The organism is Ruegeria lacuscaerulensis, assembly GCF_013031245.1.
In the GTDB taxonomy this organism is placed as follows: Bacteria; Pseudomonadota; Alphaproteobacteria; order Rhodobacterales; family Rhodobacteraceae; genus Ruegeria; species Ruegeria lacuscaerulensis_C.
Genome location: NZ_WPZL01000008.1, coordinates 140539 through 167065, shown reverse-complemented (window position 1 = coordinate 167065; position 26527 = coordinate 140539). Strand labels below are relative to the sequence as shown.

Sequence of the window (26527 nt, the reverse complement as noted above, 5' to 3'; positions counted from 1 at the left end):
TCGTAGGATAAGTGTGCCTTGTGAGTGGCAACTTTTTCACTCGCAAGAAGTTTGCGACACATCCTTTTGATGTTGTAGTACCTCCTCCAATGTTCGATCAGAATTTGAGCTCATCGCAGGGTGTAAACGTTTCGCCACTGAGCAGTTCTTCACTGAAACGACAGTTTAAGCCTGGCCCGTCTCTGGCCTGCTTGTGACCAAAATCTCGATTCAATTTCCAACGCCGGACACTATCGTTGCCTGCCGAACTTAGTGTGGACTGAGGTTGGATCGCTCGAGACGATTTTTAACTGCTTTGATGAAGGCAAGTTTTTTCTACACTTGGCCGGATGCAGAATGCAGCAACTAAGCAGTTTTTGACTTTAAAACTGACTGGCGTCTGAAAGGTTTCCTTCTATCCTACCTCAAACTGTCTGATCAGCGCCTCGTAGAGTCACCAAATGAATTGGCACGTCTCAGAGGCACCAAAAACTAACCGACCGTTTTCGTGGCAATGTGCTTTGGTCGCCGTCGACCAGAGATCTCAGGCGCCGTCCATTGTGGTGGTTCGGATGGCCGTGACCTGTGGCCTCGGACTGAACGGCGCTATGGCTTCGGCAGTCAGCATGTTCGGAGTTGTTCACGGTGACGCTTGTAGCTGATGGACGATGAATTCATCGATACCACCTATTTCCAGTTCTAAGCACGAGCAACCGAACGTCGGGCAAACTGACAACCCCGTTTTTTGAGAATGCTCGAGTACAATATGCGCATATTTGACGCACATAAGACATGTTGATAGTATTGACGCATATGGAGTTCTGCCAAATGAATGCCCATTCCCGAAAACCTACTAATTTGTCGCTCGACAGTGTGTTGTTGTCCGAGGCTAAAGCATTAAAGGTGAACCTGTCCCGAGCGGCAGAAGAGGGTGTTCGTGTGGCCGTCGCCAAAGCCAAAGCTGAGCAATGGAAAACCGAAAATGCCGCTGCTCTGAAAAGTTCCAACGCATATGTTGAAAGGCACGGGCTTCCCCTTGAAGGCTTCCGTCAATTCTGATGCCGAAATATGATGTATTTCCTAACCCATCCGGCGATGGGTTTCTTCTGGACGTTCAAACTGATTTGCTGAGTGATTTGAACACACGTATCGTCGTGCCACTTTTGCCGAATTCAACGGCTCCAATACCAGCCGCGCGTCTCAACCCTGTTTTCGAAGTCAATGGTGAGCGCGTCGTAATGGTAACCCAGTTTCTGGCGGCAGTTCCCGTTGGAATTCTCAAGTCTCAGATCTGCAATTTGAGTGACGAGTTTGACCAGATCACAGTTGCCATCGATATGCTCATGCAGGGGTTTTGACCAGAACGGGTGTTGCATCCTGTAGGTCTCGTTGACCGGGTGCCTTACTTATCGTGGTAAAATTCGCAGAGCAGTCATTCGAGGCTTCAGGTTCGAGCGTCCGCTGTGCGCACTTAGCTTATTGTCGCGAAACGCCCCAATGTAGGGGGCGTACAAAGCGCCATTGTGAAATGCAGTTTCCGCGACGGTCGAGGTAGCTTTGCCATATTGCCCCTCGATCTCGCGTAGCGCTCTGGCCAGTTTATTCTAACCTCAATGCCGCGCCTGAATGGTTTTCGACTCCCCACGAAGTTGTCGCTTATGCCGTATGGATCTCTCTCCGGGTCGCGATCACCACCGCGGATGTCGAGGATCTGATTCCACAGTGCGACCGCGTTGTTAGTCTTGAGGTAATCCGGTCGTGGGCGAACCGGTTTGGTGCGCATTTCGCGGCCTGCATCAGCGGGTTCGGTCCGCGACTGCTGACAAGAGGCATCTTTTTGAGGTTAAGCCGGGATCGACTTGAATCAGGCGTTGCGTCACTGCTTGAGGAGACTTCTTCCGAGTCCTCTGCTGCGTCTTTTTTCTAACCAGTGATCTCCGCGTCTGGGCCGACCCGGAATCAGCCGAAAACTACCGGTGCTTGCGGAAACGTCCTTCAATCAATTTTGAGCTCGCTACATTAAAATTGTCAGTCTTGACAATTTATGGCGTTTTATTATTTGTCATTTGTGACAATAAATGGAGTCTCCATGCCGCGTCCAAGTCTGAAAACCCAGCGTTCCAAAGAAATTCTGGACGCCTATATGACTTGCGTGGCCCGATTTGGTCTTGAGGGCGCTACGCAGGAGCGCATAGCGGCCGAGGCTGGCATCAAACGCCCGCTATTGCGCCATTATCTGGGCAACCGGGATCAGATGATCGCGGAGTTGAATGCGCATGTTGCGGAATCTTTCAACGCGCTGACCACGGAATTTGATATGGCGCTGACACAAATTGAAACCAGCGCTCAGCTGATCGAAATCCTGTTTGCAGAGGATAAGACCATCGATCCGCGGCTGATGTTGGCTTGGCAGGCTCTGACCGCTTCGGCCGGAGACCACACTGAGTTGTCGCAACAACTTTTGGACAGTCTTTCACAATTCCTCAGTGTCATGGAACGCACATTGCGGCGGATCGCTCCGGAAGCGGATGCTGGTCGCGTTCGTGCCGTCACACAAGGCATATCTGCAGCCTTCCAAACGCTTGAATCAGTGTCACCTCTCAAACCGCCCGCCATTTGGCGCAGTGAATTGAAATTGGCAGCCACGCTGCTGACCAAAACATTGGAACGAACAGAATGACTCACGCCCGTATAATCAACCACATAGCGTTTCCGCTGCTCGTGCTAGCCGCCATACTCGGCATCTATTGGATCTGGGGGCTGATGTTCCTGTGGTGGGTGGTCCCGTCCGTCATGGCGGGCAAAGCTTATTTGGTCTTTGAAGTCAGCCGCGACGAAGATCCGATCCTGTTTTGGTTGGTTGTTGGTTTGTGGGCCACGTTCGGCTGCATGATGATCGTAGCCAGCCTGCTCCCCGGCTACGCCGCCTGGCTTGTCTGAGGAGACAATAAATGACCCGTATGTATCATAACTTGCCTGTCGAAGCGTATACATCGCAGGGTTGGTTTGATCGTGAGCAGCGCCTGATCTTCTCGCAGACGTGGCGATTTGCCGGTTTGGCCGAGGATGTGCCCGAGCCGGGGCATTACGTTTCGGTACAGGCCGGGCTAAACAACATCTTTATCGTGATGGGACGTGACCATCGATTGCGCGCGTTTCACAATATTTGCCGTCACCGCGGTACGCAGTTGATCCGCGCTGTAGGCAAAACGCAGAAAGCACTGACCTGCCCGTATCACGACTGGACCTATGACCTTGAAGGCAACCTGATCTCAGTACCGGATGAGTCAACCGAGTACCCTAACGGGGTTGATAAAAAGTGTTTTGGTCTGAAACCTGCCAGTGTGGATGTCTGGCGAGGAATGCTGTTCGTCCATCCCGATCCGGACGCACCCTCTTTGGCGGCTTGGTTTGGCGACGTCGACCCCCATCTGGGTCCGCACAAAGCTGAAGAGCTTGTGGAATATCCCGAAGCGCGGAATGCCTATGAAATCAAGGCCAACTGGAAAATTGTGGTCGAGAATTACATCGACGTCTATCACCTGAGCCACCTGCATTCGAAAACGCTGTATATGTATGATCATGGCAAGGCGGAATATGGCTGGAAGGGGCCGCACTACCACTTTTGGGAGCCGCCTTCGGCGGAATACAGCGAAAACCTGGAAAAGAACCTGCCTACGCCGCGCGTGATTCCGGAACCGCATGTCGGGGCATGGGTGCCGATGCTGTTTCCCGGGATCGGGATCGGAGCAGGCGAAGACAGTTGGAACCTTTTCATCATTACACCGCTTGCCCCGGACCTGACGCGTATCGAAAACCGAACCAAGCTGGCCAACGCGTCGCAATGGGAATTCCAAAAGCAGGAATGGAGTAGTTGGGGCTTCTGGAAAGGTTTCGGCGGCGCGAAATACGAAGGCAAAGATGCGATGAATGAAAACGACCCGATGGCGTCGGGCGATTTTACAACCGAAGATATCTACGCCTGTGAACAGCAGCAGAAATCCCTGACCAGCCCCTACTTTGAGGTCGGTCCGCCGGCAAATGGCGAAAGCCCGGTCACCCGCCATCAGCAGGCGGTGCTTGACTTCATGACAGCACAAGAGACAGCCGAAAATTGACCAGCGTCGCCGAACGCCACGCTGAATTGATTGCAGACGAACAGCTGACATTGGGTGGTTTGTTCACCGCGCTGCTGGCGATGGAGATGTCCTATCTTTGATACTCGACCCAATCGCTGGACGTCACGGCGGGAAGCGTGTCTTCGATCGTCGTCTACAGACGCGGCTTTGTGAAAAGTGCCTTGGTGCTGCCGATGACTCTGCAATTCGTGCCTCGCCAACCCGAATTACGGGGCGCATAGACATAATGGAGATCGCCACATGACGCGCATAATCGCTACAGCCATCGGCGTGGTTCTTGCTGCTGGCCTTGCCATTGCCGCCCCGACCGACAACCCCGAAGATCTGGTCAATCGTGTGCTTGCGGCCAACTCGGAACAGGAACTGGCCGCCACCTGGAAAAGCTGGCACCCCGACGCAGTGCACACCATCAAAATGCAGATTGGCATGGGTCAGCCGGACTGGGATTTAACCTATCGCCTGGCCGACTGGGAAAACCAACCCAACTGGATGGATGACTCGCAGGTGAAGGAAGCCATGATTGGTTACAAAGAGCTCTCACGGTCCGAGCCCAAAATCACGGTGAAAACCGAAAACGGCAAGACATTAATCACTGCGAAAACCAGTGTCGACTACGAATGGGCGGATCAAAAGGGTCGTATGGCGCAGACCGACCGGTTTGAAATCACAAAGCTTCTTGGGCGGCCGGTAATCCGCTCTCTGTCGACCGTTTATGACTACCGGTAGGACAGTTATGCCGTCGTTTCTAATGACTAATGCTTACTTTTTGGGGCAGCTTCGTCTGGCTTGGAATGAACGGTGTGGGAACCGCGCTGTGGGGTCTAATCCTTCCGGCACTGGCTGCCCTTTGGGTATTGCTTGCATCATTTACCGCGGAAAACTGACATGAATACCGAGTTTCACAATCTGACCGTTGCCGAGCGTCGCGAAGAAATCGGCGGCGACGCCACAAGTCTCACCTTTGCGATTCCCGCCGGGCTAGAGACGCACTTCCAGTGGCAGGCCGGGCAGCATCTACCCCTGCGATTTGTGGTCGACGGGCAGGAGCATCGCCGATGCTACACGATTTCAAACCCGCCGGGCGCACCGCTGCGGATAACGGTGAAACGGGTCACTGGAGGTGTCATTTCAAATTATGTTGCGGACCGACTTGCTGTTGGGGATACTATCGAAGCGCAGCTGCCCTTGGGTCGGTTTGCCCTGAAGCCGGGTAATATGAAACGGCGCACCCACTATTTTTTTGGCGCGGGCAGCGGCATCACACCCCTTTTCTCGATGATCAACGCTGTCCTTTTATCCGAGCCGCATTCAGTCGCGCATCTGATCTATGGCAATAAGAACGCCAAGAGCATCATTTTCCGTGAAGAACTGGGCGCGCTTTCCGCTGCCCATCCCGGGCGGTTCACATTGCGGCATGTCTTGTCGTCGCCTTCCGTGTGGACCTGGTCTTCACCCTGGCGCAACGGACGCGTGGATGCGGAAACCATCGCAGCAGCGATAACGGAAACCCCACCCGTTGCGCAGGACGTGCAATACTGGATTTGCGGCCCGGGCGAGATGAACAAATCGACGCGATCAGCTTTGCTGGGACTGGACGTTCCCGATAACCGCATCCACTTGGAAAGTTTCGGCGGCGCGGCCACTATTGATACCAGTGTCGAAGGCATCGCGGCGACGGCTTTTATCACTTTGAACGGCGCCGCTCATACCGTCTCCGTTGCCAGCGGACAGACCATTCTGGAGGCAATGCTTGCCGCTGGTCTGATGCCGAATTTTAGCTGCCAATCGGGTGTTTGCGGAAGCTGCAAGGCGAACCTCAAAAAAGGTCGGGTTCATATGCGCGCCCAAATGGCACTGGATGATCAGGAAGTTGCAGCCGGAGGTATTTTAACGTGCCAAAGTGTGGCTGAAACCGACACCATTGCGATTGAGCTTCCGTAGAATGCCTGGGCGTAAGCCCTCATGCGGCGGGTTTTTGGCTTTATGTCGAACTCGTAGGGTAGGTGCGTCGAAGCGAAGTACCTTCCCACAACTTCCAAAAATCTGTGACACAACCCAAGGCGGTAGGCGTTCGAACGCCCACCGCCAATACCGAGCCAACAATTCTGTTAGGCGGGGCTAAGTTCAGGATTGGCCACGACATTCTGAACAGAAGCAAGCTTGCTTGGCGCGCCTGAAACGTAGACTTCCTCGACGGCGCGGTCATCCCCCATCATCTGCAAAACAAATAACTCTTCGGCAAGACTTCCAACGCGATCCATGCGAAGGGCCATGGCAGGAGTGCTGCGCGCGTTCAAAACGACGATGTCTGCTTCGCTTCCGGGATCCAGGTTTCCGATTTTATCTTCCAGGCCGAGAACACAGGCATTGCCGCGTGTTGCCCAGTGGAAGGCTTGCAGAGGATGCAGCGCCAGCCCTTGCAGTTGCAGGATTTTGTATCCTTCGTTGAGGGTCTGAAGCATCGAATAGCTGGTGCCTGCGCCAACATCAGTAGCGATCCCGTTAGCGATGCCGCGCGCGCTCAGACCGCCATGGTCAAAGAGGCCGCTGCCAAGGAACAGGTTCGAAGTTGGACAGAACACGGGATGCGCTCCGGTTTCTGCAAGGGCGTCGATCTCGCGCGCCTCCAGGTGAATGGAGTGACCCAGCAGTGTTTTTTGACCGAGCAAACCATAAGACTGATAGACGTCCAGATAGTCACGCGCTTGCGGATAAAGTTGCGCGGTGTAGGCGATCTCATCCTTGTTCTCCGACAGATGAGTCTGGATGTGGCAGTCCGGATGTTCCTGCGCGAGGGCTTGTGCCATCGCCATTTGTTCCGGCGTGGACGTGATCGCAAAACGAGGTGTAATGACATAGCCGTTCCGGCCTTTGCCATGCCAGTCTGTGATCAAAGCCTTGGTGTCATCATATCCGGTTTGCGGCGTGTCCCGCAGACCCTCGGGCGCATTGCGGTCCATCAGGACCTTGCCGCCGAGCATGCGCATGTTTCGTCTGGTCGCTTCGGTAAAGAAAGCGTCAGCCGATGTTTTATGAACCGAGCAATAGGCAACTGCGGTCGTCGTGCCGTGGGTGATGAGCTGATCGAAGAACGCACTCGCCATGTTCGCGCTGTGCTCGTCCGAAGCGAAACGGGTTTCTTCCGGAAAGGTGTAGTTGTTTAGCCAGTCCAAAAGCTGCGCGCCCCATGAGGCGATCACCTGCACCTGCGGAAAGTGGATGTGTGTGTCGATAAAACCGGCCATCATCAGGTGTGGGCGATGGTCAGTCACCGGAACATCTCCGGCTTTCGCGCTGATCTCGGCGAAGGGGCCGGTATCCTGGATAATCCCGTCTTGGATCAGAAGGGCGCCGTCTTCGAGATATGTGTATGCGCCGGAATCTTCTCCGTTTTGCGGTTCGCGATGAAAGGTCAGCAGACGACCGCGGAGCAATCTCTGTGTCATGAAAGGTCTCGTTCATACGGAAAGGAAAGGGTAGGGGCAGTCACACGACTGCCCCGCTTTGGATCAGGCCTGTTGTGCAGGCGAGTCGTCGTCGATGAGATCAGGCTCATCGGGAACGATGACCCGGTGTTCCAGGTCCTCTTTCGGTGCGACCACCGGATATAGGTAGAGGAACGCGCCGATGATCAGGTAGCCGACAGTGATTCCGTCGAACTGGGGCATCTGCAGCGTGTAGGAATGAATGATCCCGACGGACGACATCAGCCCGCCTGCGGCAGCAAACAACCCTGCCATCCGGAAGCGGCCATCAATCACATCGGCCACGATGGCACCCCAAATCAGACCCGTGATGATCGCACCCTGGCTAAGGGCAAGGTGCCCCTCGTAATGGGCGCCTTCCATCAGAAGGGCCGCGGTCAGACCTTCATCACCGAGAGAGGGCAAACCTTCGACACCAGTGCTGCGCAGAGCATTCATCAGTGATCCCCATTTGACCATCAGGAAAGCTGAGATGTGGGGCAGGATCGCGAAGGAAACAGCTGCCATGTGCATCGGCTTCACAGCCCAGGCCGTATTGGTGATCAGGCTCACCGAGACAAAGACCAGTACGGGTGCTGCGGCGGCAATCGGGATCAGGCCTGCAAGGAAGGACAGGAAGCCGAGGAAGGCAGCGGCTGCAATCACGACAGCCACGCCGACGATGTACCCTGCGTGGGCATCAAGCCGCTTATAGGCCGGGTGACCGATATAAACGGTCGTCGGGAACGGCGAGCCAAACAGCGCGCCCAGCATCGTCCCTGCGCCATCTGTCACCTGGCACAGACCAACCGGGTAGTGGTCGCCTGCGGCCTCGGCTGACTCCACATTGTTCATCGTTTCGATGAAGTTGTAGATCTGTACCGGGATCAACACGAGGAACAATTCGGGGTTTGCGAACAGGTACTGCACACCGGCGATGAGGTCACCGAAGTAGGGGATCGGCGGGTAAAATCCGATGCCACTTACGTCGATCTTGGATTCTCCCAGGAGAATGGCGATTACCGTACCGGCAGCAATCGCGACCAGTCCGGCGGGTACATTGCCCGGTAGACGGAAACGACCGATCAGACCCCAGAGGATAAACAGCAGCGACGTAAAGCCGATGATTGGGTTTTCGAAAACTTCGGCCAGTGGCACGGAACCGATAAAGACCAAGGCAATACCGCAAAGCGTGCCCAACATCCCGGCTCGTGGTGTGATCCGCTTGAGGTAAGGCCCTACAATGGCGCCCAAGGCCGCCACGATGCCGCCCATGAACCCGGCGCCGATGCCAACCTGCCATGCGAGCATTGGATCATCGGTCGCCCAATAGATGGGGCCGATCACGCCGAACAGGTAGACGAACATAACCGGCGTAGAGATGCCGTAGGGCAAGGCGGTTACATCTTTGCCCTGCTTGTTTGCTGCATATCTGGCGAGGTATGTATAGACAGCAACACCTGCCAAAATCGCGACGGCGGCGCCGGGAACGATGCGGCCAAAAACGATTCCGGCGGGCATCTGAAACACGAACTGGCAGACCCCGGAAAGGATCAGCAGATTCACGAGGTTGTCAGTAAACAGCGCCCAGAAAGCGCTGAAATCGCTGCGGGTAAACAGCTTGTATTCGTAGGTCCTCCCGTCCATGACGGTCTCCTCCTCTGATATGACCGGAAATGCCCAACAGATGTCAGGCCAATCTCCCTTTCCGGTCGGTTTGGTTGCCCAACAGGGGCGCCTGGTTTGCCCCGGTCAGGGCGGTTGCGGCAGTTTCAGAGGTCAAGTCAGCCATCACCTCGGCCACCACAAAGGCGGCGATGACGCTGGGCCGCTTGTCGCGGCTACCGCTTGCCCCAATGGGGCAATTCAATTGTTCGATAGACTGTCCGTCACAGTTTTTGTGCGCCCAGTTCCTGAGCTTTACCCGCTTAGTGGCAGATCCGATCATCCCCACATAAGCGGCGTCCTGACGTTCAAGTGCAGCGGACGTCAGCAGGAAATCCAGCCCATGATCATGGGTCAGAACAATAAAGGCGCTGCCCGCAGGCGCGCTCCAGATTTCGGCCTCGGGGATTGCGCTCACCCGGGTATCGACATTTGCAGTGCAGAGCTCGATTTCCTCGGGCCGGGTATCGACGAGGATGCAGCGCACCGGCAGATGCTGAAGCTGATTGGCCAGCGCCCGACCGACGTGGCCCGCGCCCATGACATAGACATGTGGCAAGGCTTCTTCGCGCAGGGCCGCGCGTTCTGTTGCGGCCCATTTGTCCGACGCGCGCATACGGGTCAGGTTCAATTCGACCCGGCCGCCGCAGCACTGCCCGATTTCGGGGCCAAGCGGCACGTCCAGATCCTGATGCAGCGCGCCATCGCGCAACATGTCCCGGGCGGCGTTGATGGCAATATACTCCAATTGCCCACCGCCGATGGTTCCCCACAGCGCGCCGGGCGCCACGAACATCTCTGTTCCCTCATTGCGCGGCGAGGACCCGCGTACGCGCGTAAGCGCAACGCGGATCACGCAACGCTGTGCGGACAGAAATTCGCTCAGAGAACCCGGGACCTGTGCCATGGCTCAGGAACCTTCCTGCAGCCGCGTAACAGCCATCAGGACGCGCTCGGGGGTGGCCGGAGCGTCAAGGCGCGGGCATTCGCGGTAATCGGCGACAGAGGCCACGGCCATCGACAGGGCCTCAAGCACCGATATGCCCAGCATGAACGGCGGTTCGCCGACAGCCTTGGACCGCTTGATGGTCAACTCACGGTTTTCCGACCAATCGGCAAGGTTCACATTGAAGATGCGCGGGCGATCCGACGCGAGCGGGATTTTGTAAGTCGACGGCGCATGGGTGCGCAGACGGCCAGCATCGTCCCACCAAAGCTCTTCGGTGGTCAGCCATCCCATGCCCTGAATAAATGCACCTTCGACCTGCCCCTTATCGAGTACAGGGTTCAGCGAGCGGCCAACGTCGTGCAAAAGATCAGTACGCTCTACCCGGTATTCACCTGTCAGGGTGTCAATCGTCACCTCCGAACACGATGCGCCGTAAGAGTAGTAGTAGAACGGACGCCCCTGACCTTTGGCGCGGTCCCAGTGGATTTTTGGGGTCTTGTAGAAGCCGGCCGCAGACAACTGTACGCGTGCCAAATAAGCTTGCTTGATGAACGCATCAAAAGGCAAAACCTCTTCGCCGATATACACTTGATTGGCGTGGAAAGCCACTTCTTCGGGGGCGACATTCCAGGTCTCGGCGGCGAATTTCACCAGACGTGCTTTGATCTGCTCGACCGCGTTCAACGCGGCCATGCCATTCAGATCGGTCCCGCTGGAGGCCGCAGTGGCTGAAGTATTGGGAACTTTTTCGGTGGTCGTTTTGGTGATCTTGATCCGGCTGAAATCAACCTGAAAGGCCTCGGCCACGACCTGCGCAACTTTGGTATTGAGGCCTTGCCCCATTTCGGTGCCGCCGTGGTTCAGATGGATAGAGCCGTCATTGTAGACATGCACTAGCGCACCCGCCTGATTGTACCAGGTCGCCGTGAAGGAAATGCCAAATTTGACCGGCGTGAGTGCGATCCCCTTTTTCAGGATTGGCGATGTCTTGTTGAATTCGATGATGTCCTGACGACGCTGGCGATACTCGGATGTCTCTTCCAGTTCTCCGATCAACCGATCGAGGATGCTGTCTTCGACCACCTGGTGATACGGGGTCACGTTGCGGTCATCGGTACCGTAGAAATTCGCCTTGCGCACATCCAGAGGGTCTTGCCCCGTTGCATAGGCAATTTCTTCGATCATCCGTTCAGCGGCGATCACACCCTGCGGCCCGCCAAACCCGCGAAACGCGGTGTTCGACACGGTGTTGGTTTTCATCGGATGGCTGTTCAACCGGACGTTCGGATAGAAATAGGCGTTGTCGGCGTGAAAAAGCGCCCGGTCGGTGACAGGTCCCGAAAGATCCGCCGAGAACCCGCAGCGCGCGGCAAAGCTGCCCTCGACCGCCTGAATGCGGCCCGCGTCGTCAAAGGCAACATCGTAGTCGATCACGAAGTCATGGCGTTTGCCGGTCGCCGTCATGTCCTGATCCCGGTCGGGGCGGATTTTCACGGCGCGGTTCCACTTTTTGGCTGCCACGGCAGCAACAGCGCAGAACAGGTTCATCTGGCTTTCCTTGCCGCCAAACCCACCACCCATGCGGCGCACGTTGACCACAACGGCGTTGGACGGTACCCCGAGAACATGCGCCACCATATGCTGCGCCTCGGACGGGTGCTGGGTAGAGCAATGCACGATCACATCATCGTCTTCGCCCGGAATGGCAAATGCGATATGACCTTCGAGGTACATGTGGTCCTGACCACCAACATTCATGCGGCCCTTGATCCGGTTGGGCGCAGATGCCTGCGCCGGGGCGACGTCGCCGCGTTCCAGCTTTAGCGGGGCTGTGACATGCGGGTATCCGGCTTCCTGCGCGGCAATCGGGTCCAGCGCGTGAGGCAGGGTTTCGTAGTCGATTTTCGCCAGCTCGGCGGCGCGGCGCGCAATGTCACGGGTTTCCGCAACAACGGCAAACAACGGCTGACCGTGAAACTGAACGGCATCGGTCGGGAAAACGGGTTCGTCGTTCAGATGTGTCGGGCTGATATCATTGGTGCCTGGCACGTCGTCAGCGGTCAGGACACCCACGACTCCGGGAGTGGCCAGTACTTCGGTGAAGTCGATGCCCAAAAGCTTGGCGTGTGCAACGTTGGATACGCCGAGATAAGCGTGCAGCGTGCCTTCGGGCTGGGCGATGTCGTCGGTGTAATCGGCCCGTCCGGTGACATGCTTGATTGCACTGTCATGGTTAACGTTGGTGTGGGCCGCCCCAGTGATGGAAACGTTGTCTTTCATGGTGTCGTCTCCTGTTTAGGCACACGCCAGTTGAACGGGATTGTCGGTTTGGGCGTCGTTTTCGAGGAAGAACCGACGCAGCAGGTTTTGGGCGGTTAACATCCGGTAGTCGGACGAGGCACGCCAATCCGTCAGAGGAGAGAAATCCTCCGCCAGAGCCAAAGCGGCTGCTTCAAAGGTTTCGTGCGTCCAGGCCTGTCCATTTAGTGCCGCTTCGGCAGCAGAAGCTCGTTTGGGAGTGGCGGCCATGCCGCCGAACGCGATGCGCGCATTGGTGATGACACCGTCCGTAACCGTCAGGTGGATGCCGGCAGCGACCGAGGAAATGTCCTCGTCCCGACGCTTGGATATCTTGTAGGCCGCGTCCAAATCGTTTGCCTCGGGCAGAGGCACGCGGATGCTTTCGACAAATTCGTCGGGTTGGCGATCCTGCTTGCCGTAGTCGATGAAGAACTCCTCGAGAGGCAGCGTCCGGATCTCTGACCCGCGGCGCAGCGTGATTTCCGCACCGAGCGCGATAAGAACCGGCGGCGTATCCCCGATAGGGGAGCCGTTGGCGATATTCCCGCCGACGGTTCCCATATTCCGCACCTGCCACCCTGCGATGCGATCCCAGTAGGAGGACAGGTGTGGCAGGTGTTCAGACAGAAGTTCCTGGCAATCGGTGTAGCTGGCGCCAGCACCGATCAGGAGGAGGGAACCCTGTCTTTCGATTGTTTTCAGGTCTTCGAGATGACCCGTGAAGATAGCAGGCCCGATGTTTCGCAGGAATTTGGTGACCCACAGTCCAACATCCGTGGCCCCCGCTACGATTGTGGCCTTGGGATAGGTCTGCAGACACTCGGCCAGATCATCAACGCTGGACGGGATAATGCTCAGGTTGTCTTCGGGCCCGGTCACGATGCGCCGTCCGTCCCTGAGGGCGGCCAGTCGGGCGGTCATGGTTTCGCGTTCGGTGTTCAGGTGGTCCGATGCCGGGGTGCCATAGCGGCTGACTGCAACCGCAGCACGGATGATCGGTTCATACCCGGTGCAGCGGCACAGGTTGCCTTGCAACGCGGTTTCGACCTGCGCCTCAGTCGGCTCAGGCGTTTGCATCCATAGCGCATAAAGCGCCATAACGAAGCCCGGCGTGCAGAATCCGCACTGGCTGCCGTGATGATCGATCATCGCCTGCTGAACCGGGTGCAGTCGGCCGTCGGGGCCGGACAGGTGTTCAACCGTCACGACATGACAGCCGTCGACGGAGGCGAGGAACCGGATACACGCATTCACCGGAACGTAAATCAGACCAGCACCGCCAAGCCGCCCGACAAGCACAGTGCATGCGCCACAGTCACCCTCGGCGCAGCCTTCCTTGGTCCCTGTCAGTCGGCGGTCCAGTCGCAGAAAGTCCAGAAGCGTCTGGTCTGCTGCTACGTCTGGAACGGACACATCCCTGCCATTAAGGACAAATCGGATGTCGGTGCGATGCGTCATGGTATTCTCCCTTTGCCCCGGCCTTTCGGCGGGTGATCTGGAGGACCATAGAAGCAACGATTGGGTCAGAAAATTGTCAGAATCGGCAAATACTTTCAACAGATCGTTGAAAAATAAAACGCCATAACGCAGTCTTTCCGTACTGGGAGGATCGAATGTCATACATCGAAAGCTTGCGGGTCTTTGTCAGAGTGATGGAGCTGGGCAGCATCACGTCCGGAGGGCGGGATCTGCGGTTGACACCGGCAGTGGCCAGCAAACGGTTGAAAGAGCTGGAAAACCATTTGGGCGTGCGGCTGTTCAACAGAACAACGCGGTCGATGACACCGACGGAAGTGGGAACGGTTTTTTATGACGAGGCGAAAGCCGTTCTGCTGGCGCTCGATCATGCTGAGGCGCGTGTCGCCAGCTTTTCGGATGCTCCCCGAGGAGCCATCCGCATCACTGCGCCGCTGGGTGTTGGGCGGAGAATCGTTGCCCCACTGGTGCCGGAGTTTTCAGATCGCTACCCGGAAACAGAGATTCGCATGCGTCTGTCCGACCGCAAAGTGGACATCCTGGCCGATGGCCTGGACATCGCTTTCTTTGTCGGAGAGCCGGGTGATTCCACCATGAAACTGCGGAAATTCGCGGATTGTGATCGCGTACTATGTGCATCGCCGGAATACTTGTCGAAATTTGGTGTGCCCACTAACCCGGATGACTTGTTGCATACCCCGCACAACTGTCTCTTGCTACGCTATCCCAGATCACCTGAATACTTCTGGACACTTCTCACCGACATGGGACCGCGGAAGCTCGAAGTCCGGGGCAAATACGATGCGGATGACGGTGACGTGTTGACAGATTGGGCCCTGGCAGGTCGCGGGATCGTCAACAAGCCGCGCTTTGATGTGCGGGAGTTTCTTGAGGATGGTCGGCTGGTCGAGGTCCTGCCCGAGACGCCACCATTGCCAACGATCTTCGGTTGTTTATACCCGCACAAAAAGCTTCAGGATCCAAAGGTTCGCCTGTTCGTCGAGCATATTGCTCGGCACAGCAAACGGTTTTTTGCTTAGTGCTAATAGACAGGAAAAACTGGGCGTGTAGCCCAGTTTACGCGTCACTGTTTTGTTGGCGGGCGCCTATTGATCCCTGACCTCACGCACCCACGCGATGATTGTCTGGCGCGCTTCTTCATCCATTTGAACCGCCGATGGCGGCGGCATTGCATGGCTGATTCCGGCCTGCAGGTAGATCTGGTCGGCTTGGCGGGCCACATCACCGGGTGTTTCAAGGTAAACCTTCTTAGGAGCCCATTTCATGGTGCCGTAAACCGGCTCGCGCGCATGGCACATCGAACAGTTGCCAAGGACAGTGTCGTAAGCTTCCTCGAAACCGGCGGCTGACGCATATTTCTGCTCGTATGGCGTCAGCTCTTGTGCTTCTGCGTCTTCCCACGTCTCACCGTTTCTGACCGATGAAAGCCAGGCGATTACCACCATGAGCAGGACCGTGACAGCCCAGGTCCAGTGCGGGCCCTTTCCGGTTGCGTGCATCGTGTTGAAGTAGTGACGGATGGTTACGCCTGTCAGGAAGATCAGGCTGGCGATGATCCAGGAGTATTCGGTGCCAAAAGCCAGTGGGTAATGGTTCGACAGCATGAGGAACACGACCGGCAAAGTCAGATAGTTATTGTGTGTCGAACGGACCTTGGCGATCTTTCCGTATTTTGCGTCCGGCGTACGACCTGCCTTGAGGTCTTCCACCACGATCCGCTGGTTCGGCATGATCTGAAAGAACACGTTGGCAGTCATGATCGTCGCGGTGAAAGCACCAAGATGTAAAAGCGCGGCGCGACCTGTGAAAACCTGGTTGTAGCCCCAGGACATGATCACAAGGATCACGAACAGCAACAGCATCAGTACCGTCGGGTGGTCGCTGAGTTTGGATTTACACATCTGGTCGTATAGCAGCCACCCAATGGTCAGCGATCCGCCAGAGATCAGGATCCCTTGCCACAGCGACAGGTCCACCTTGGTTGGATCAAGCAGGAACAACTCGCCGCCGACCCAATAGATGATCATGAGCAAGGCAGCACCCGAGAGCCACGTCGTATAGCTCTGCCATTTGTGCCAGGTCAGGTGTTCAGGCATCCGTGCGGGCGCCACCAGGTATTTGACGGTGTGATAGAAACCGCCTCCATGCACTTCCCATTCTTCGCCGTAGGCCCCATCGGGCAGGGCAGGGTTCGGCTTTAACATGAGGTCGAGCGCGATAAAGTAGAATGACGCCCCAATCCACGCCATTGCGGTGATCACATGCAGCCAGCGGACGGAAAAGGCGATCCACTCCCAAATAACGGCCAGGTCATACATGGCTTTGCTCCTAAGATTCTATAGTTCAAGGCACTCTATGCGAGGATGCTTTATTCTGGTATTGCTGGCAAAGACCAAGCAGTATCAAAAAATGCAAAAAAATGTCTTACCTTGATAACATCAGAACCTTTGTCCGTGTCTACGAACTGGGCAGTATGTCCGCTGCAGGCCGTGATTTGCGGGTTTCACCGGCAGTTACTTCGGCGCGAATATCACAATTGGAAGAGCATCTTGGTGTGCGATTGTTTCAGCGCACTACGCGCAGCCTTACGCCAACAGAGCAAGGAAAATCATTCTACCGAGGGGCGACAGAGATTCTTGAGGCGGTCGAAAGCGCCGAGGCCCAAATCGTCAACATTACAGAGAACCTGAAAGGTTCGTTGTATGTTGCGGCGCCATTGGGCGTTGGCCGGCGTTTGATAGCGCCTCAGGTGCCAAAGTTTCTTTCTGAGTACCCTGAAGTGAATGTTAGATTGCGGCTGACCGACCGAAAGGTGGACCTGACGACGGAAGGCCTGGATCTGGCGTTTTTTTTGGGTCAGCCCGAAGACAGCAATTTACGCATTCGCAAGATTGCTGATGTTGAAAGGGTCCTTTGTGCATCCCCGAAATACGTCAAAAAAAATGGGATGCCTGAAAGTGGCGATGATATCATCGCCGATGCGCACGAGTGCCTCAATTTGCGCTTTCCAGGTGCAACTGAATTTCAATGGCTCTTGAGAACCGAAACTGGACCGAAACGGTTCCGCGTCTCGGGGCGATACGAGTCAGACGACGGCGACGTCTTGACGGACTGGGCGCTTGCTGGCCACGGAATCGCAATGAAGCCAATATTTGAAGTTGCTCAGCACCTGAAGGCTGGCACTTTGATTGCGGTAGCAGAAAAAACACCGCCGGAACCGATACAAATGGCGTGTCTGTTTACGCACCGGCGCATGCAGGACCCCAAAACGCGTCTCTTCATGGAGTTCATAATCGAGCGTATTGGATCGTCGATTGCAGCGACAAATACGTCCCGGTAGGCCGTTCAACTGCCGCGATAGGTCGAGTAACCGAAGGGCGAAAGAAGCAGCGGCACGTGGTAATGCGAGTGCTCGGACATCCCAAAACGGATCGGGATCACGTTCAGAAACCGCGGGTTCTCGGGCGGGGTGCCAGAGGCATCGAGGTATTCTCCGGCGTAGAAGATCAACTCGTATTCGCCTTTTGAAAAATCGGCTTCGGGCAGAATCTGTTCGTCGGTCCGGCCATCGTCATTGGTGACCAGAGTTTTCAGCAACGTACGATCTGGGCCTTCGATCCGAAACAGCTCGATTTTCAAGCCTTCGGCAGGGCATCCCCGCGCTGTATCCAGGACATGTGTTGTAAGGTAACCGGTCATTTGCGCCTCTCCTCAAGTTATGAAGTTAGTAATCCGATTACTTCCCAAGAGGCAAAGGCAGAGTGTCCGAAACTCTTTGTTGTATTTTTTGAAAAACATCGCCGATTATATGGGGTATTCATCATTTCAAGAAGAAGGAAATTGATGTGACGCGATATCCACGAGATATGACCGGCTACGGCGGGCAAGTGCCTAAGGCAAACTGGCCAAATGGCGCCAAGATCGCGGTTCAGATTGTGCTGAACTATGAAGAAGGCGGCGAAAACAACGTTCTGCACGGCGATGCCGCTTCTGAGGCGTTTCTGTCCGAGATCACAGGTGCTGCCCCATGGCCCGGGCAGAGGCACTGGAATATGGAGTCGATCTACGAATACGGCAGCCGCGCCGGGTTCTGGCGGGTTCACCAGCTTTTGCAGGACCTGCCCATTACCGTTTACGGCGTCGCTACGGCGTTGGCGCGTGCACCGGCACAGGTTGCGGCAATGAAGCACGCAGGTTGGGAGATTGCCAGCCATGGTCTGAAATGGGTCGAACACAAAGACATGGACGCCGAAGAAGAACGCGCACAGATCCGTGAAGCGATCCGCCTGCATACCGAAGTGGTTGGCCAATCTCCGCGTGGCTGGTATACGGGCCGTTGCTCGATGAACACCGTAGATCTGGCCGCCGAAGAAGGCGATTTTGCCTACATCGCGGACAGTTACGCCGACGATTTGCCTTATTGGACCAAGGCGGGGGGCAAGGATCAGCTGATCATGCCCTATACGCTGGATTGTAACGACATGCGCTTTGCGATCCAGGCGGGTTACACCAACGGAGAACAGTTCGAAACTTATCTGAAGGACAGCTTTGACATGCTCTACGCCGAAGGCGAGGCAGGCGCGCCGAAGATGCTTTCGATTGGATTGCATTGCCGTTTGATTGGCCGCCCGGGTCGCGCGATGGCGCTGAAACGTGCGTTGGAGCACTTCAAGAAACACGACGATGTCTGGTTTGCCACCCGCGACCAGATCGCTGATCACTGGGCAAAGGAGCACCCACCGATGCAACGCCTAACCCCGTCCGATATGGACCAGCCTACCTTTGTCGCGGAATTCGGTGGTGTGTTCGAACACAGCCCGTGGATTGCCGAAGGTGCCTATGATCTGGAGCGGGGACCGACGCATGACAATGCAGCCGGTGTTCACAACGCGCTGGCGCGGGTGTTCCGCTCGGCCACTGCCGAGCAACGACTTGGTGTACTGACCGCGCACCCGGATCTGGCGGGCAAGCTTGCTGCGGCCGGTCGTCTGACTAAGGAAAGCACCGCTGAACAGGCCGGGGCCGGTCTGGATATGCTGACCGACGAAGAACGCGCGAATTTCACGGCGTTGAACGAGGCCTACACGACCAAATTTGGCTTTCCCTTTATCATTGCGGTTAAGGACAACACGAAAGCCAGCATTCTGGACGCTTTTCATCGCCGCATTGACAGCGACCGCGACACCGAATTTGCCGAGGCCTGCCGTCAGGTTGAACGGATCGCCGAGTTGCGTCTGATTGAGAAGTTCGAGACATGACGATTCCGTTGAAACTCCGGCCTTTGACTTCGGAAGCATTTGTGCCGTTTGGCGATGTCATCGAAGTGTCAGGCGAAGTGGACAAATACATCAATCAGGGTAAGTGCGCACGGTATCACGACCGCGCTGCGCTGGATTTCCACGACGGGCGTGCGGGGATCAGCGTGTTTCAGTCCGAGGTGTTCAGTCTGCCGATCAAACTCGAAATGGTTGAGCGTCACCCGGATGGCAGTCAGGCATTTCTGCCCTTGTCGGACAAACCCTTTGTTGTGGTTGTGGTCCCTGACGAAGGCGGGATACCGGGACAGCCCATCGCATTCAAAACAGCGCCCGGGCAGGGCGTGAATTACCACCGTAACATCTGGCATGGGGTGTTGACCCCGCTTCATGCACCCGGACTTTTCGCGGTGGTAGATCGTATTGGAACCGGGCCTAACCTCGAGGAGCATTGGTTCGAGGAGGCCTTCACAATCACGGAATGAGGAACGTCAACGGAAGAGGAGCCGGTTGACGTATCTCAAGGGAGGAAAGACATAATGTCAGATGCATCCATCGGAACGCCGGAACAGCTCCGCGATCCGAATTACTCGCCACCGCTTATCAAAGCGGTTCCACTGGGCATTCAGCACGTGCTGGCGATGTTCGTGTCCAACGTCACGCCGGCAATTATCGTTTGCGGTGCGGCCGGATTTGGGTTCGGCTCGAACAGCCCCGATTTTCCGCAGATGATCTACATGATCCAGATGTCGATGTTCTTTGCGGGCGTCGCCACATTGTTCCAGTCTGTTGGTGTGGGTCCTGTTGGGGCCCGCCTGCCAATCGTGCAGGGGACGTCGTTTGCCTTCATCCCGATCATGATCCCTCTTGTAGTAGGAAAGGGCGTTGATGCCATTGCTGTCCTGATGGGCGGCATTGTCGTCGGGGGCCTGTTCCACGCGTTCCTCGGGTTGTTCATCGGCCGCCTTCGCTTTGCACTTCCGCCACTGGTCACGGGCCTTGTGGTGACTATGATTGGATTGGCGTTAGTTAAAGTGGGCGTTCAGTACGCCGCCGGCGGCGTTCCTGCCATCGGAACCGAGGAATACGGCTCTGGCCTGAACTGGTTCATGGCCAGCACCGTGATCGTGGTCACGCTTGGCCTGAAGTTCTTTGCGCGGGGCATGTTGTCTGTATCGGCGGTTCTGATCGGCCTGTTGGTTGGTTACGCAGTGGCATTTGCACTTGGCCAGGTGAACTTGGGCAACGTCGGCAACGCGGCATCATTTGCGCTGCCGAACCCGCTGCATTTTGGTATCGAGTTTTCGGTCGCGGCCATCATTGGTTTCTGTGCAATGTCCTTTGTTTCGGCCGTCGAAACCGTAGGGGACGTATCCGGTATCACCAAGGGCGGTGCCGGTCGTGAAGCGACCGACAAGGAAATTCAGGGCGCGACCTATGCCGATGGTATAGGCACCGCGATCTCAGGTCTTTTTGGTGCATTGCCGAATACATCGTTCAGCCAGAATGTCGGATTGATTGCCATGACCGGGGTTATGAGCCGCATGGTCGTTACAATCGGTGCAATCTTCCTGATCATTTGCGGGCTTATTCCCAAAATTGGTGCGATTATCTCGTCGATCCCGATTGAGGTTCTTGGCGGCGGTGTGATCGTGATGTTCGGCATGGTGGTTGCGGCGGGCGTCTCGATGCTGTCGGACGTGAACTGGAACCGGCGCAACATGGTGATCTTTGCAATTTCCCTGAGCCTTGGTCTGGGTTTGCAGTTAGAGCCCGGTGCCCTACAGTATCTGCCCGGCACATTAAAGGTTCTGGCCACGTCGGGTATCCTGCCCGCTGCGGTCATTGCTATTATCCTGAACCTGGTTCTACCTGAGGAACTTTCGGACGAAGCAACGGAAGAAGTTTCAGGTGGCATGGCAGGTCACGGTCTGGGGTCCATTGGACATGACGATCACGTCTGATTGGCTGATTGTGGCTTTCTAAGTGTCACTGCAAACAAACGAAGCGGCGTGCCCTAACACGCCGCTTTTCCTTTGCCGAAACCCATTCGCCGAGATTGGGAACTCAGCCTGACCGGGCGGTTTCGAACCGATCAGGCCATTGTGTTAGCCGTAGGTTGATACGTCCGTTCCGGCTAACGCCGCGATATTGAGCAAACCACGCGGCGTCACGCCTGGGGTCACGATGTGGGCGCGATTGCCCATGCCCATCAGGATCGGGCCAACCTCCAGACCCTCGGCTGCGCTTTTCAACAGATTTCGAGCAGCCCCGGCCGCATCCGTGTTGGCATAAACCAGAACATTCGCGCGCCCGGTCAGCCGATTGCCGGGCAAGAGCCTCCCGCGCAGTTCCGGATCGAGGGCCGCATCCGTGTGCATTTCTCCTTCGTATTCGAATTCACGGGGTTCACTGTCCAGAATTTCCAACGCTGCGCGCATGATGCGACCGGACCGACAATCGAGATTGCCAAACTGAGAGCCCGAGCACAGACCAATGCGTGGTTCCAACCCAAACCGTCGAACATGCCGCGCGGCGGAGATAACTGTTCGGGCCAGAGTTTCGGGCGTTTGTTCGACATTGACATGGGTATCCGCGACAAACAAAGGCCCGTCATCAAGGATCACCAGCGACAACGCCCCCGCGGGTACCAATTCGTCCGTTTGCAGCATCTGTGTAACGTAGTTCAGGTGCCAGTGATACTGGCCGACCGAGCCACAAACCATGCTGTCAGCATCTCCTAGATGAACCATCGTAGCTGCGATCGCTGTCGTGTTTGTGCGCATGATCGCCTTGGCGAGATCCGGCGTGACTCCGTGACGTTGCATCTGGGCGTGATAGGCCTGCCAATAGTCACGATAGCGTTCATCATTTTCAGGATTCACGATCTGAAAATCAGCATTTGGCGTGATGCTCATTCCCGCCCGTTCAAGGCGCTGAGCGATGACATCGGGCCGACCGACAAGGATGGGAGTGTCAACGCCGTCTTCCACCAGGGCCTGTGCCGCCCGCAGGACACGATCATCCTCACCCTCGGCAAAGACGATCCGGCGCTTTGACTTCCGTGCGGCTTCGAACACGCGGCGCATGATCAGAGACGACTTGAAAACCTCGGCCTCAAGCGTCTGATGATATGCATCGAGATCCAGTTCGCGACTGGCGGCTCCGGAATCGATCGCAGCTTTTGCAACTGCAACGGCGATTGTCGGCAAAAGGCGAGGGTCAAAGGGTTTGGGGATCAGGTATTCCGGACCAAATGTCAGCTTTTCGCCCTCATAGGCTTCACCCACTTCCGCTGACGTGGTCTGGCGGGCCAGAGACGCGATCGCATCAACGCAGGCCAGTTTCATGGCATCATTGATTTCCTTGGCCTCGGCGTCCAGTGCCCCGCGAAAGATAAAGGGAAAGCACAGAACGTTATTGACCTGATTGGGAAAATCCGATCGGCCGGTCGCGATCATGGCGCCGGGGGACACTGCCCGGGCCTCTTCCGGCATAATTTCAGGTATCGGGTTCGCCAGCGCGAAGATAATCGGGTTTTCCGCCATTTTTTGAACCAGATCCGCGGCAAGCGCGCCCGGACCGGACAGGCCCAGGAACATGTCTGCGCCGGTCAGCGCTTGCTCCAGCGTCGTGCCTTCGACCGCGTTGGCAAATACCGACTGTTCGGGTGCAAGGTTTTCACTGTTTCGGTGAAGTACGCCCGAGCGGTTAAACACGGTCATGTTCTCGAGCGGAACACCCATTTTGTTGAGCATCGTCAGGCATGCTACACCGGCCGCGCCAGCGCCAAGCGCCACGATCCGAATATCTTCGGGCCGTTTGCCCGCGATGCGCAACGCATTCTGGGCGGCAGCAGCAACCACGATGGCAGTGCCGTGCTGATCGTCATGAAATACCGGAATGCCCATGCGCTCGCGGCAGAGACGTTCGACAGTGAAACAATCCGGAGCCTTGATGTCTTCCAGATTTACGGCGCCAAAAGTTGGTTCCAAACGGCACACGAGATCTGCCAGCTTTTCCGGATCGGCTTCGTCGACCTCGATATCAAAACAGTCAATTCCGGCAAATTTTTTGAACAGTACTGCCTTGCCTTCCATCACTGGTTTTGATGCCTGCGCCCCTATGTTGCCGAGCCCAAGAACTGCTGTGCCGTTCGAGATAACGGCAACAAGGTTGCGCTTGGCCGTATAACGCGTGGCGAGGGTCGGATCAGTCGCGATCTCGGTGCATGCCTCGGCCACACCCGGTGAATAGGCACGCGACAGATCACGGGCCGTCGCCATGGGTTTTGTCGGCCGTATCTCGAGTTTTCCCGGCTTGGGGAATTCGTGATAATCCAGCGCAGCTTGTCGTTCGATGTCCTTTTTGGACCCGTCCAAAGCCATTTTCATTTCCTCCAGTCAAAGTTGCACCGCGAACGTGTCGAACCAGCCTGCAAGCAGCAGGGGCAAGCGCGTTGGCTTGACAGGTCGACTCTCAGTCGCCGGTGGTGAGATAGTTGAGAACTGTTTCTGCGTTCCCGGCAGGGTTCGCTATGGGATGAAAAACGCGTGAAACCTGCCCATCCCGAAGGACCATAGCGAAACGCTCCAGCAGTATCATTCCACCTGCTTCGAATGTCGGTAGCGACAGGGCGGTCTGGAGCTTCAAGTTTTCGTCAGACAGGATTTCGAAAGGCAGATGCAGCCTGTCTCTGACTTCACGCTGGTACTCTGTGTCCTGGGTGGAAAGCCCGAATACCCGGTCTGCCCCTGCCTCGTTCAGTTGCTGATGGTAATCCCTGTAACCACAGGACTGAGGCGTGCATCCCTTGGCACCCGGGATTTCGGCCCACCCCGGAATGGCCGCGCCATCTGCAGGGCTGGTGCGGGGATACGCGTAAACTACGGTGCAACCCGTCTGCACTGACAGGTCGATGTCGCTTCCGTCGGTCGCCATGAGCGTCACACTTGGGAGGCGTACACCGACAAGGCGCTGAGACAGGTTGCACCCAGTTGTCATCAGAAATCGACCTCGATTGCGATCCCTTTCTGAACGGCAAGATCAACCACGGATGCCGCGACCGCGAGGTCCTGAAGACCCACACCGGTACCATCGAACAGCGTGATCTGCTCGTCCGATGTCCGGCCCGGGTTTGTACCGTTGATGACCGCACCAAGTTGCGCCACATCGCTTTCTTCGATCAGGCCCTGCGCCACTGCGTGTTGGGCTTCGCCGATGATTATGGATTGTGCGACTTCGTCCGTGAAAACACTCGCTTTGGCCAGTAAAGCCGCTTCCACTTCTTGCTTGCCCTTGGTGTCTGTCCCCATGCAGGCGACATGCGTTCCCGGGCTGACATGCTCCGCCATCAGCGATGGTGCAAATGCCGAGGTGATCGAGATGATCACATCCGCCCCTGTCATGCCGTCCAGCTCGACCGCTTCAAAGGGAATACCGGCTTCGTTGGCGACTTTCTCGATATTCGGCAACATTTCGGGGTGGTAATTCCAACCGATGACCTTTTCAAAGACACGTTGTTCAAGTGCCGCGCGAAGCTGAAAGGCCGCCTGATGGCCAGCGCCAATCATACCGATGACTTTGGCGTCGGGGCGAGCAAGGTGTTTGATCGACACGGAAGACGCTGCGGCAGTGCGCAGGGCTGTCAGAAGGTTGCCGCCGACCATTGCTGAAGGTTTGCCAGTGTCAGGATCAAAAAGAAATACGGTTGACTGGTGGTTGATCAGTCCTCGGTTTTCCAGGTTGTTCGGCCAGTATCCGCCAGCTTTCAGACCAAGCGTCAGGCCTGCGTGGTCAAACCCGCCCTTGAATCCATACAGCGCATCTTCGTGCCCTATGGCTTCGCGCACGACGGGGAAGTTGTAGGCGTCGCCGGACGCCATTGCAGCAAAGACCTTTTCGACGGCATCAAAGGCCGCTTGGCGGGTCATCAGGTCAGCGATTTCGCGCTCGGGTACGATCAGCATGTCTTTCTCCAATCAAACATTCGTGCGCCCGTGTGCCACCGCCGGAAGGAGAGCATACACACGGGCGACTGTCCGGCTGCCTCCCAGCCGGACCTCCCTACCTTTGTAAGGTTGGATCAATACGCGCGGCCGCGCGCGGATACGGGCCAGACGGATTCGACCTTGCCGTTGCGAACGCCAACATACCAGTCGTGTACGTTTGCGGTCGGGTCGCAATGCCCCGGCACCAGCTTGAGCTTGTCGTTGACCTTGAGCACCCCATTCGGATCCATGACGACGCCATGTTCGTCCGAACATTTGATATACTCGACATCATCGCGGCCAAAGACGACCGGCAGACCGCTGTCAACCGACTGAGCCTTGAGGCCCGCATCGACGATTGCCTTGTCAGCCTTGGCGTGGCTCATGACGCTGGTTAGAATGAAGAAGGCATTTTCCCACTCGCCCTGGTCGATCCGGTTGCCATCTTTGTCCAGGATGCGACCGTAATCGGCATCCATAAAGGCGTAGGAACCGCATTGCAGTTCGTTGTACACGCCCGAGTTGGACTCGAAGTAGTAGGAACCGGTGCCGCCACCCGAGACCAGTTCGCATTCGATACCTTCAGCTTTGAGGCCCTCAACGGCGTCTTTCACCATCGCGATGGCGGTATCGAGTTTTTCCTTGCGCGCTTCGTAGCTGTCAAGATGCTGCATCGCGCCCTGATAGGCCTGGATGCCGGTGAATTTCAGGTTTTCGGCCGCTTCCACTGCTTTGGCAATCTCGATCACTTCGGGCGTGGTGGTCACACCGCAACGCCCTGCACCACAGTCGATTTCAATGAAGACCTCAAGCTGTGTGCCGTGATCGACCGCCGCGCCTGAAAGATCCGCAACGTTGTCCAGATCATCGACACAAACGATGATGCGGCTGCCCAGCTTTGGGAGGCTGGCAAGGCGGTCGATTTTGGCGGGATCGCGCACTTGGTTTGATACCAGAACGTCCTTGATGCCGCCGCGTACAAATACTTCCGCCTCCGAGACCTTCTGACAGCAGACACCGACAGCACCGCCGATTTTCTCCTGCAGTTTGGCCACGTCGACAGATTTGTGCATTTTCCCATGCACGCGGTGACGCATGCCATGGGCCTTGGCATAGTCGCCCATTTTTTTGATGTTGCGCTCAAGCGCGTCGAGATCCAGAACCAGGCTGGGGGTCTGGATATCTGCTGCATCCATTCCGGGCTTGGCCGGAATGTCATAGCCTACTTCGAAATTGTCGAGATTGGTCATATCTTTCATTTCCGTATTCCTATTTCGGGATTGATGTC

At 56.4% G+C, this 26527-nt stretch carries 23 protein-coding genes; 12 read left to right on the top strand and 11 right to left on the bottom strand.

All coding sequences use genetic code 11. The features are described from left to right. Positions 1-807 precede the first annotated feature (807 nt). The 7 genes from GOX66_RS12660 to GOX66_RS12630 all read left to right on the top strand — a co-directional run bounded on the left by GOX66_RS12660 (position 808) and on the right by GOX66_RS12630 (position 6059). The gene (locus tag GOX66_RS12660) at positions 808-1038 is read left to right on the top strand and encodes a type II toxin-antitoxin system CcdA family antitoxin (RefSeq protein WP_170763102.1); all 231 of its coding nucleotides are present in this window, start codon (positions 808-810) and stop codon (positions 1036-1038) included. Then, on the top strand, positions 1038-1337 hold the full coding sequence (locus tag GOX66_RS12655; RefSeq protein ID WP_170763101.1) for a CcdB family protein: 300 nt from the start codon (positions 1038-1040) through the stop codon (positions 1335-1337). The genes GOX66_RS12660 and GOX66_RS12655 overlap by 1 nt, the downstream gene beginning before the upstream one ends. A 731-nt stretch (positions 1338-2068) precedes the next feature. Next, positions 2069-2659 (top strand): TetR/AcrR family transcriptional regulator, encoded by a 591-nt coding sequence (locus GOX66_RS12650; protein WP_170763100.1) that lies wholly within the window; start codon positions 2069-2071, stop codon positions 2657-2659. Then, positions 2656-2919, top strand: a complete 264-nt coding sequence (locus tag GOX66_RS12645; protein ID WP_170763099.1) for a hypothetical protein — start codon at positions 2656-2658, stop codon at positions 2917-2919. The genes GOX66_RS12650 and GOX66_RS12645 overlap by 4 nt, the downstream gene beginning before the upstream one ends. Before the next feature lie 11 nt (positions 2920-2930). Next, positions 2931-4097 (top strand): aromatic ring-hydroxylating oxygenase subunit alpha, encoded by a 1167-nt coding sequence (locus GOX66_RS12640; protein ID WP_170763098.1) that lies wholly within the window; start codon positions 2931-2933, stop codon positions 4095-4097. 261 nt (positions 4098-4358) lie between these two features. Continuing rightward, complete coding sequence (locus GOX66_RS12635; RefSeq protein ID WP_170763097.1) at positions 4359-4844, top strand: hypothetical protein; 486 nt, start codon at positions 4359-4361, stop codon at positions 4842-4844. Positions 4845-5003: 159 nt separating this feature from the next. Beyond that, positions 5004-6059 carry a ferredoxin--NADP reductase gene (locus tag GOX66_RS12630; RefSeq protein WP_170763096.1) on the top strand — a complete coding sequence of 352 codons (1056 nt, stop codon included), beginning with the start codon at positions 5004-5006 and terminating at the stop codon, positions 6057-6059. Positions 6060-6226: 167 nt separating this feature from the next. Here GOX66_RS12630 and guaD read toward each other — a convergent pair whose 3' ends face one another. The 5 genes from guaD to xdhA all read right to left on the bottom strand — a co-directional run bounded on the left by guaD (position 6227) and on the right by xdhA (position 13955). Next, positions 6227-7564, bottom strand: coding sequence for a guanine deaminase (gene guaD, locus GOX66_RS12625; protein ID WP_170763095.1), 1338 nt, complete (start codon positions 7562-7564; stop codon positions 6227-6229). 63 nt (positions 7565-7627) lie between these two features. Then, a complete protein-coding gene (locus GOX66_RS12620; RefSeq protein ID WP_170763094.1) occupies positions 7628-9229 on the bottom strand; it encodes a xanthine/uracil/vitamin C permease in 1602 nt (533 codons plus the stop codon). A 43-nt stretch (positions 9230-9272) separates the two neighbouring features. After that, positions 9273-10154: a xanthine dehydrogenase accessory protein XdhC gene (gene xdhC, locus GOX66_RS12615; protein ID WP_170763093.1), complete on the bottom strand. Its 882-nt coding sequence runs from the start codon at positions 10152-10154 to the stop codon at positions 9273-9275. A gap of 3 nt (positions 10155-10157) precedes the next feature. Then, complete coding sequence (gene xdhB / locus GOX66_RS12610; protein WP_170763092.1) at positions 10158-12476, bottom strand: xanthine dehydrogenase molybdopterin binding subunit; 2319 nt, start codon at positions 12474-12476, stop codon at positions 10158-10160. A gap of 15 nt (positions 12477-12491) precedes the next feature. Then, positions 12492-13955 carry a xanthine dehydrogenase small subunit gene (gene xdhA, locus GOX66_RS12605; protein ID WP_170763091.1) on the bottom strand — a complete coding sequence of 488 codons (1464 nt, stop codon included), beginning with the start codon at positions 13953-13955 and terminating at the stop codon, positions 12492-12494. Positions 13956-14110: 155 nt separating this feature from the next. On the opposite strand from xdhA, the gene GOX66_RS12600 reads away from it, so the two are divergent. Further along, on the top strand, positions 14111-15013 hold the full coding sequence (locus GOX66_RS12600; protein WP_170763090.1) for a LysR family transcriptional regulator: 903 nt from the start codon (positions 14111-14113) through the stop codon (positions 15011-15013). Between the two features lie 66 nt (positions 15014-15079). Here GOX66_RS12600 and GOX66_RS12595 read toward each other — a convergent pair whose 3' ends face one another. Next, positions 15080-16312 carry a urate hydroxylase PuuD gene (locus GOX66_RS12595; RefSeq protein WP_170763089.1) on the bottom strand — a complete coding sequence of 411 codons (1233 nt, stop codon included), beginning with the start codon at positions 16310-16312 and terminating at the stop codon, positions 15080-15082. A 101-nt stretch (positions 16313-16413) separates the two neighbouring features. Between GOX66_RS12595 and GOX66_RS12590 the strand changes: the two genes are divergently transcribed. After that, complete coding sequence (locus GOX66_RS12590) at positions 16414-17334, top strand: LysR family transcriptional regulator (RefSeq protein ID WP_170763088.1); 921 nt, start codon at positions 16414-16416, stop codon at positions 17332-17334. 5 nt (positions 17335-17339) lie between these two features. On the opposite strand, the gene uraH is transcribed toward GOX66_RS12590, so the two are convergent. Then, the gene (gene uraH / locus GOX66_RS12585; RefSeq protein WP_170763087.1) at positions 17340-17693 is read right to left on the bottom strand and encodes a hydroxyisourate hydrolase; all 354 of its coding nucleotides are present in this window, start codon (positions 17691-17693) and stop codon (positions 17340-17342) included. 146 nt (positions 17694-17839) lie between these two features. On the opposite strand from uraH, the gene puuE reads away from it, so the two are divergent. Genes puuE through GOX66_RS12570 form a run of 3 tightly spaced genes read left to right on the top strand, consistent with a single transcriptional unit; the run spans position 17840 to position 21213 of the window. Beyond that, the gene (gene puuE / locus GOX66_RS12580) at positions 17840-19252 is read left to right on the top strand and encodes an allantoinase PuuE (RefSeq protein ID WP_170763086.1); all 1413 of its coding nucleotides are present in this window, start codon (positions 17840-17842) and stop codon (positions 19250-19252) included. Next, positions 19249-19734, top strand: a complete 486-nt coding sequence (locus tag GOX66_RS12575; protein WP_170763085.1) for an ureidoglycolate lyase — start codon at positions 19249-19251, stop codon at positions 19732-19734. Before puuE ends, GOX66_RS12575 begins: the two co-directional genes overlap by 4 nt. Before the next feature lie 54 nt (positions 19735-19788). After that, a complete protein-coding gene (locus GOX66_RS12570; protein WP_170763084.1) occupies positions 19789-21213 on the top strand; it encodes a uracil-xanthine permease family protein in 1425 nt (474 codons plus the stop codon). Positions 21214-21357: 144 nt separating this feature from the next. Here the strand turns inward: GOX66_RS12570 and GOX66_RS12565 are convergent, their stop codons facing one another. The 4 genes from GOX66_RS12565 to bhcC all read right to left on the bottom strand — a co-directional run bounded on the left by GOX66_RS12565 (position 21358) and on the right by bhcC (position 26498). Beyond that, positions 21358-23637 carry an NADP-dependent malic enzyme gene (locus tag GOX66_RS12565; protein WP_170763083.1) on the bottom strand — a complete coding sequence of 760 codons (2280 nt, stop codon included), beginning with the start codon at positions 23635-23637 and terminating at the stop codon, positions 21358-21360. Positions 23638-23728: 91 nt separating this feature from the next. Continuing rightward, positions 23729-24253 (bottom strand): peroxiredoxin, encoded by a 525-nt coding sequence (locus GOX66_RS12560; RefSeq protein ID WP_170763082.1) that lies wholly within the window; start codon positions 24251-24253, stop codon positions 23729-23731. Next, positions 24253-25218 carry an iminosuccinate reductase BhcD gene (gene bhcD, locus GOX66_RS12555; RefSeq protein WP_170763081.1) on the bottom strand — a complete coding sequence of 322 codons (966 nt, stop codon included), beginning with the start codon at positions 25216-25218 and terminating at the stop codon, positions 24253-24255. The genes GOX66_RS12560 and bhcD overlap by 1 nt, the downstream gene beginning before the upstream one ends. A 116-nt stretch (positions 25219-25334) precedes the next feature. Next, positions 25335-26498 (bottom strand): 3-hydroxy-D-aspartate aldolase BhcC, encoded by a 1164-nt coding sequence (gene bhcC, locus GOX66_RS12550; protein WP_170763080.1) that lies wholly within the window; start codon positions 26496-26498, stop codon positions 25335-25337. Between the last annotated feature and the right edge of the window lie 29 nt (positions 26499-26527).

What these genes read in the sequence shown, in the direction of transcription:
- GOX66_RS12660 (WP_170763102.1), top strand. Translation starts at nt 808, where the DNA reads ATGAATGCCCATTCCCGAAAACCTACTAATTTGTCGCTCGACAGTGTG.
- GOX66_RS12655 (WP_170763101.1), top strand. Translation starts at nt 1,038, where the DNA reads ATGCCGAAATATGATGTATTTCCTAACCCATCCGGCGATGGGTTTCTT.
- GOX66_RS12650 (WP_170763100.1), top strand. Translation starts at nt 2,069, where the DNA reads ATGCCGCGTCCAAGTCTGAAAACCCAGCGTTCCAAAGAAATTCTGGAC.
- GOX66_RS12645 (WP_170763099.1), top strand. Translation starts at nt 2,656, where the DNA reads ATGACTCACGCCCGTATAATCAACCACATAGCGTTTCCGCTGCTCGTG.
- GOX66_RS12640 (WP_170763098.1), top strand. Translation starts at nt 2,931, where the DNA reads ATGACCCGTATGTATCATAACTTGCCTGTCGAAGCGTATACATCGCAG.
- GOX66_RS12635 (WP_170763097.1), top strand. Translation starts at nt 4,359, where the DNA reads ATGACGCGCATAATCGCTACAGCCATCGGCGTGGTTCTTGCTGCTGGC.
- GOX66_RS12630 (WP_170763096.1), top strand. Translation starts at nt 5,004, where the DNA reads ATGAATACCGAGTTTCACAATCTGACCGTTGCCGAGCGTCGCGAAGAA.
- guaD (WP_170763095.1), bottom strand. Translation starts at nt 7,564, where the DNA reads ATGACACAGAGATTGCTCCGCGGTCGTCTGCTGACCTTTCATCGCGAA.
- GOX66_RS12620 (WP_170763094.1), bottom strand. Translation starts at nt 9,229, where the DNA reads ATGGACGGGAGGACCTACGAATACAAGCTGTTTACCCGCAGCGATTTC.
- xdhC (WP_170763093.1), bottom strand. Translation starts at nt 10,154, where the DNA reads ATGGCACAGGTCCCGGGTTCTCTGAGCGAATTTCTGTCCGCACAGCGT.
- xdhB (WP_170763092.1), bottom strand. Translation starts at nt 12,476, where the DNA reads ATGAAAGACAACGTTTCCATCACTGGGGCGGCCCACACCAACGTTAAC.
- xdhA (WP_170763091.1), bottom strand. Translation starts at nt 13,955, where the DNA reads ATGACGCATCGCACCGACATCCGATTTGTCCTTAATGGCAGGGATGTG.
- GOX66_RS12600 (WP_170763090.1), top strand. Translation starts at nt 14,111, where the DNA reads ATGTCATACATCGAAAGCTTGCGGGTCTTTGTCAGAGTGATGGAGCTG.
- GOX66_RS12595 (WP_170763089.1), bottom strand. Translation starts at nt 16,312, where the DNA reads ATGTATGACCTGGCCGTTATTTGGGAGTGGATCGCCTTTTCCGTCCGC.
- GOX66_RS12590 (WP_170763088.1), top strand. Translation starts at nt 16,414, where the DNA reads ATGTCTTACCTTGATAACATCAGAACCTTTGTCCGTGTCTACGAACTG.
- uraH (WP_170763087.1), bottom strand. Translation starts at nt 17,693, where the DNA reads ATGACCGGTTACCTTACAACACATGTCCTGGATACAGCGCGGGGATGC.
- GOX66_RS12575 (WP_170763085.1), top strand. Translation starts at nt 19,249, where the DNA reads ATGACGATTCCGTTGAAACTCCGGCCTTTGACTTCGGAAGCATTTGTG.
- GOX66_RS12570 (WP_170763084.1), top strand. Translation starts at nt 19,789, where the DNA reads ATGTCAGATGCATCCATCGGAACGCCGGAACAGCTCCGCGATCCGAAT.
- GOX66_RS12565 (WP_170763083.1), bottom strand. Translation starts at nt 23,637, where the DNA reads ATGGCTTTGGACGGGTCCAAAAAGGACATCGAACGACAAGCTGCGCTG.
- GOX66_RS12560 (WP_170763082.1), bottom strand. Translation starts at nt 24,253, where the DNA reads ATGACAACTGGGTGCAACCTGTCTCAGCGCCTTGTCGGTGTACGCCTC.
- bhcD (WP_170763081.1), bottom strand. Translation starts at nt 25,218, where the DNA reads ATGCTGATCGTACCCGAGCGCGAAATCGCTGACCTGATGACCCGCCAA.
- bhcC (WP_170763080.1), bottom strand. Translation starts at nt 26,498, where the DNA reads ATGAAAGATATGACCAATCTCGACAATTTCGAAGTAGGCTATGACATT.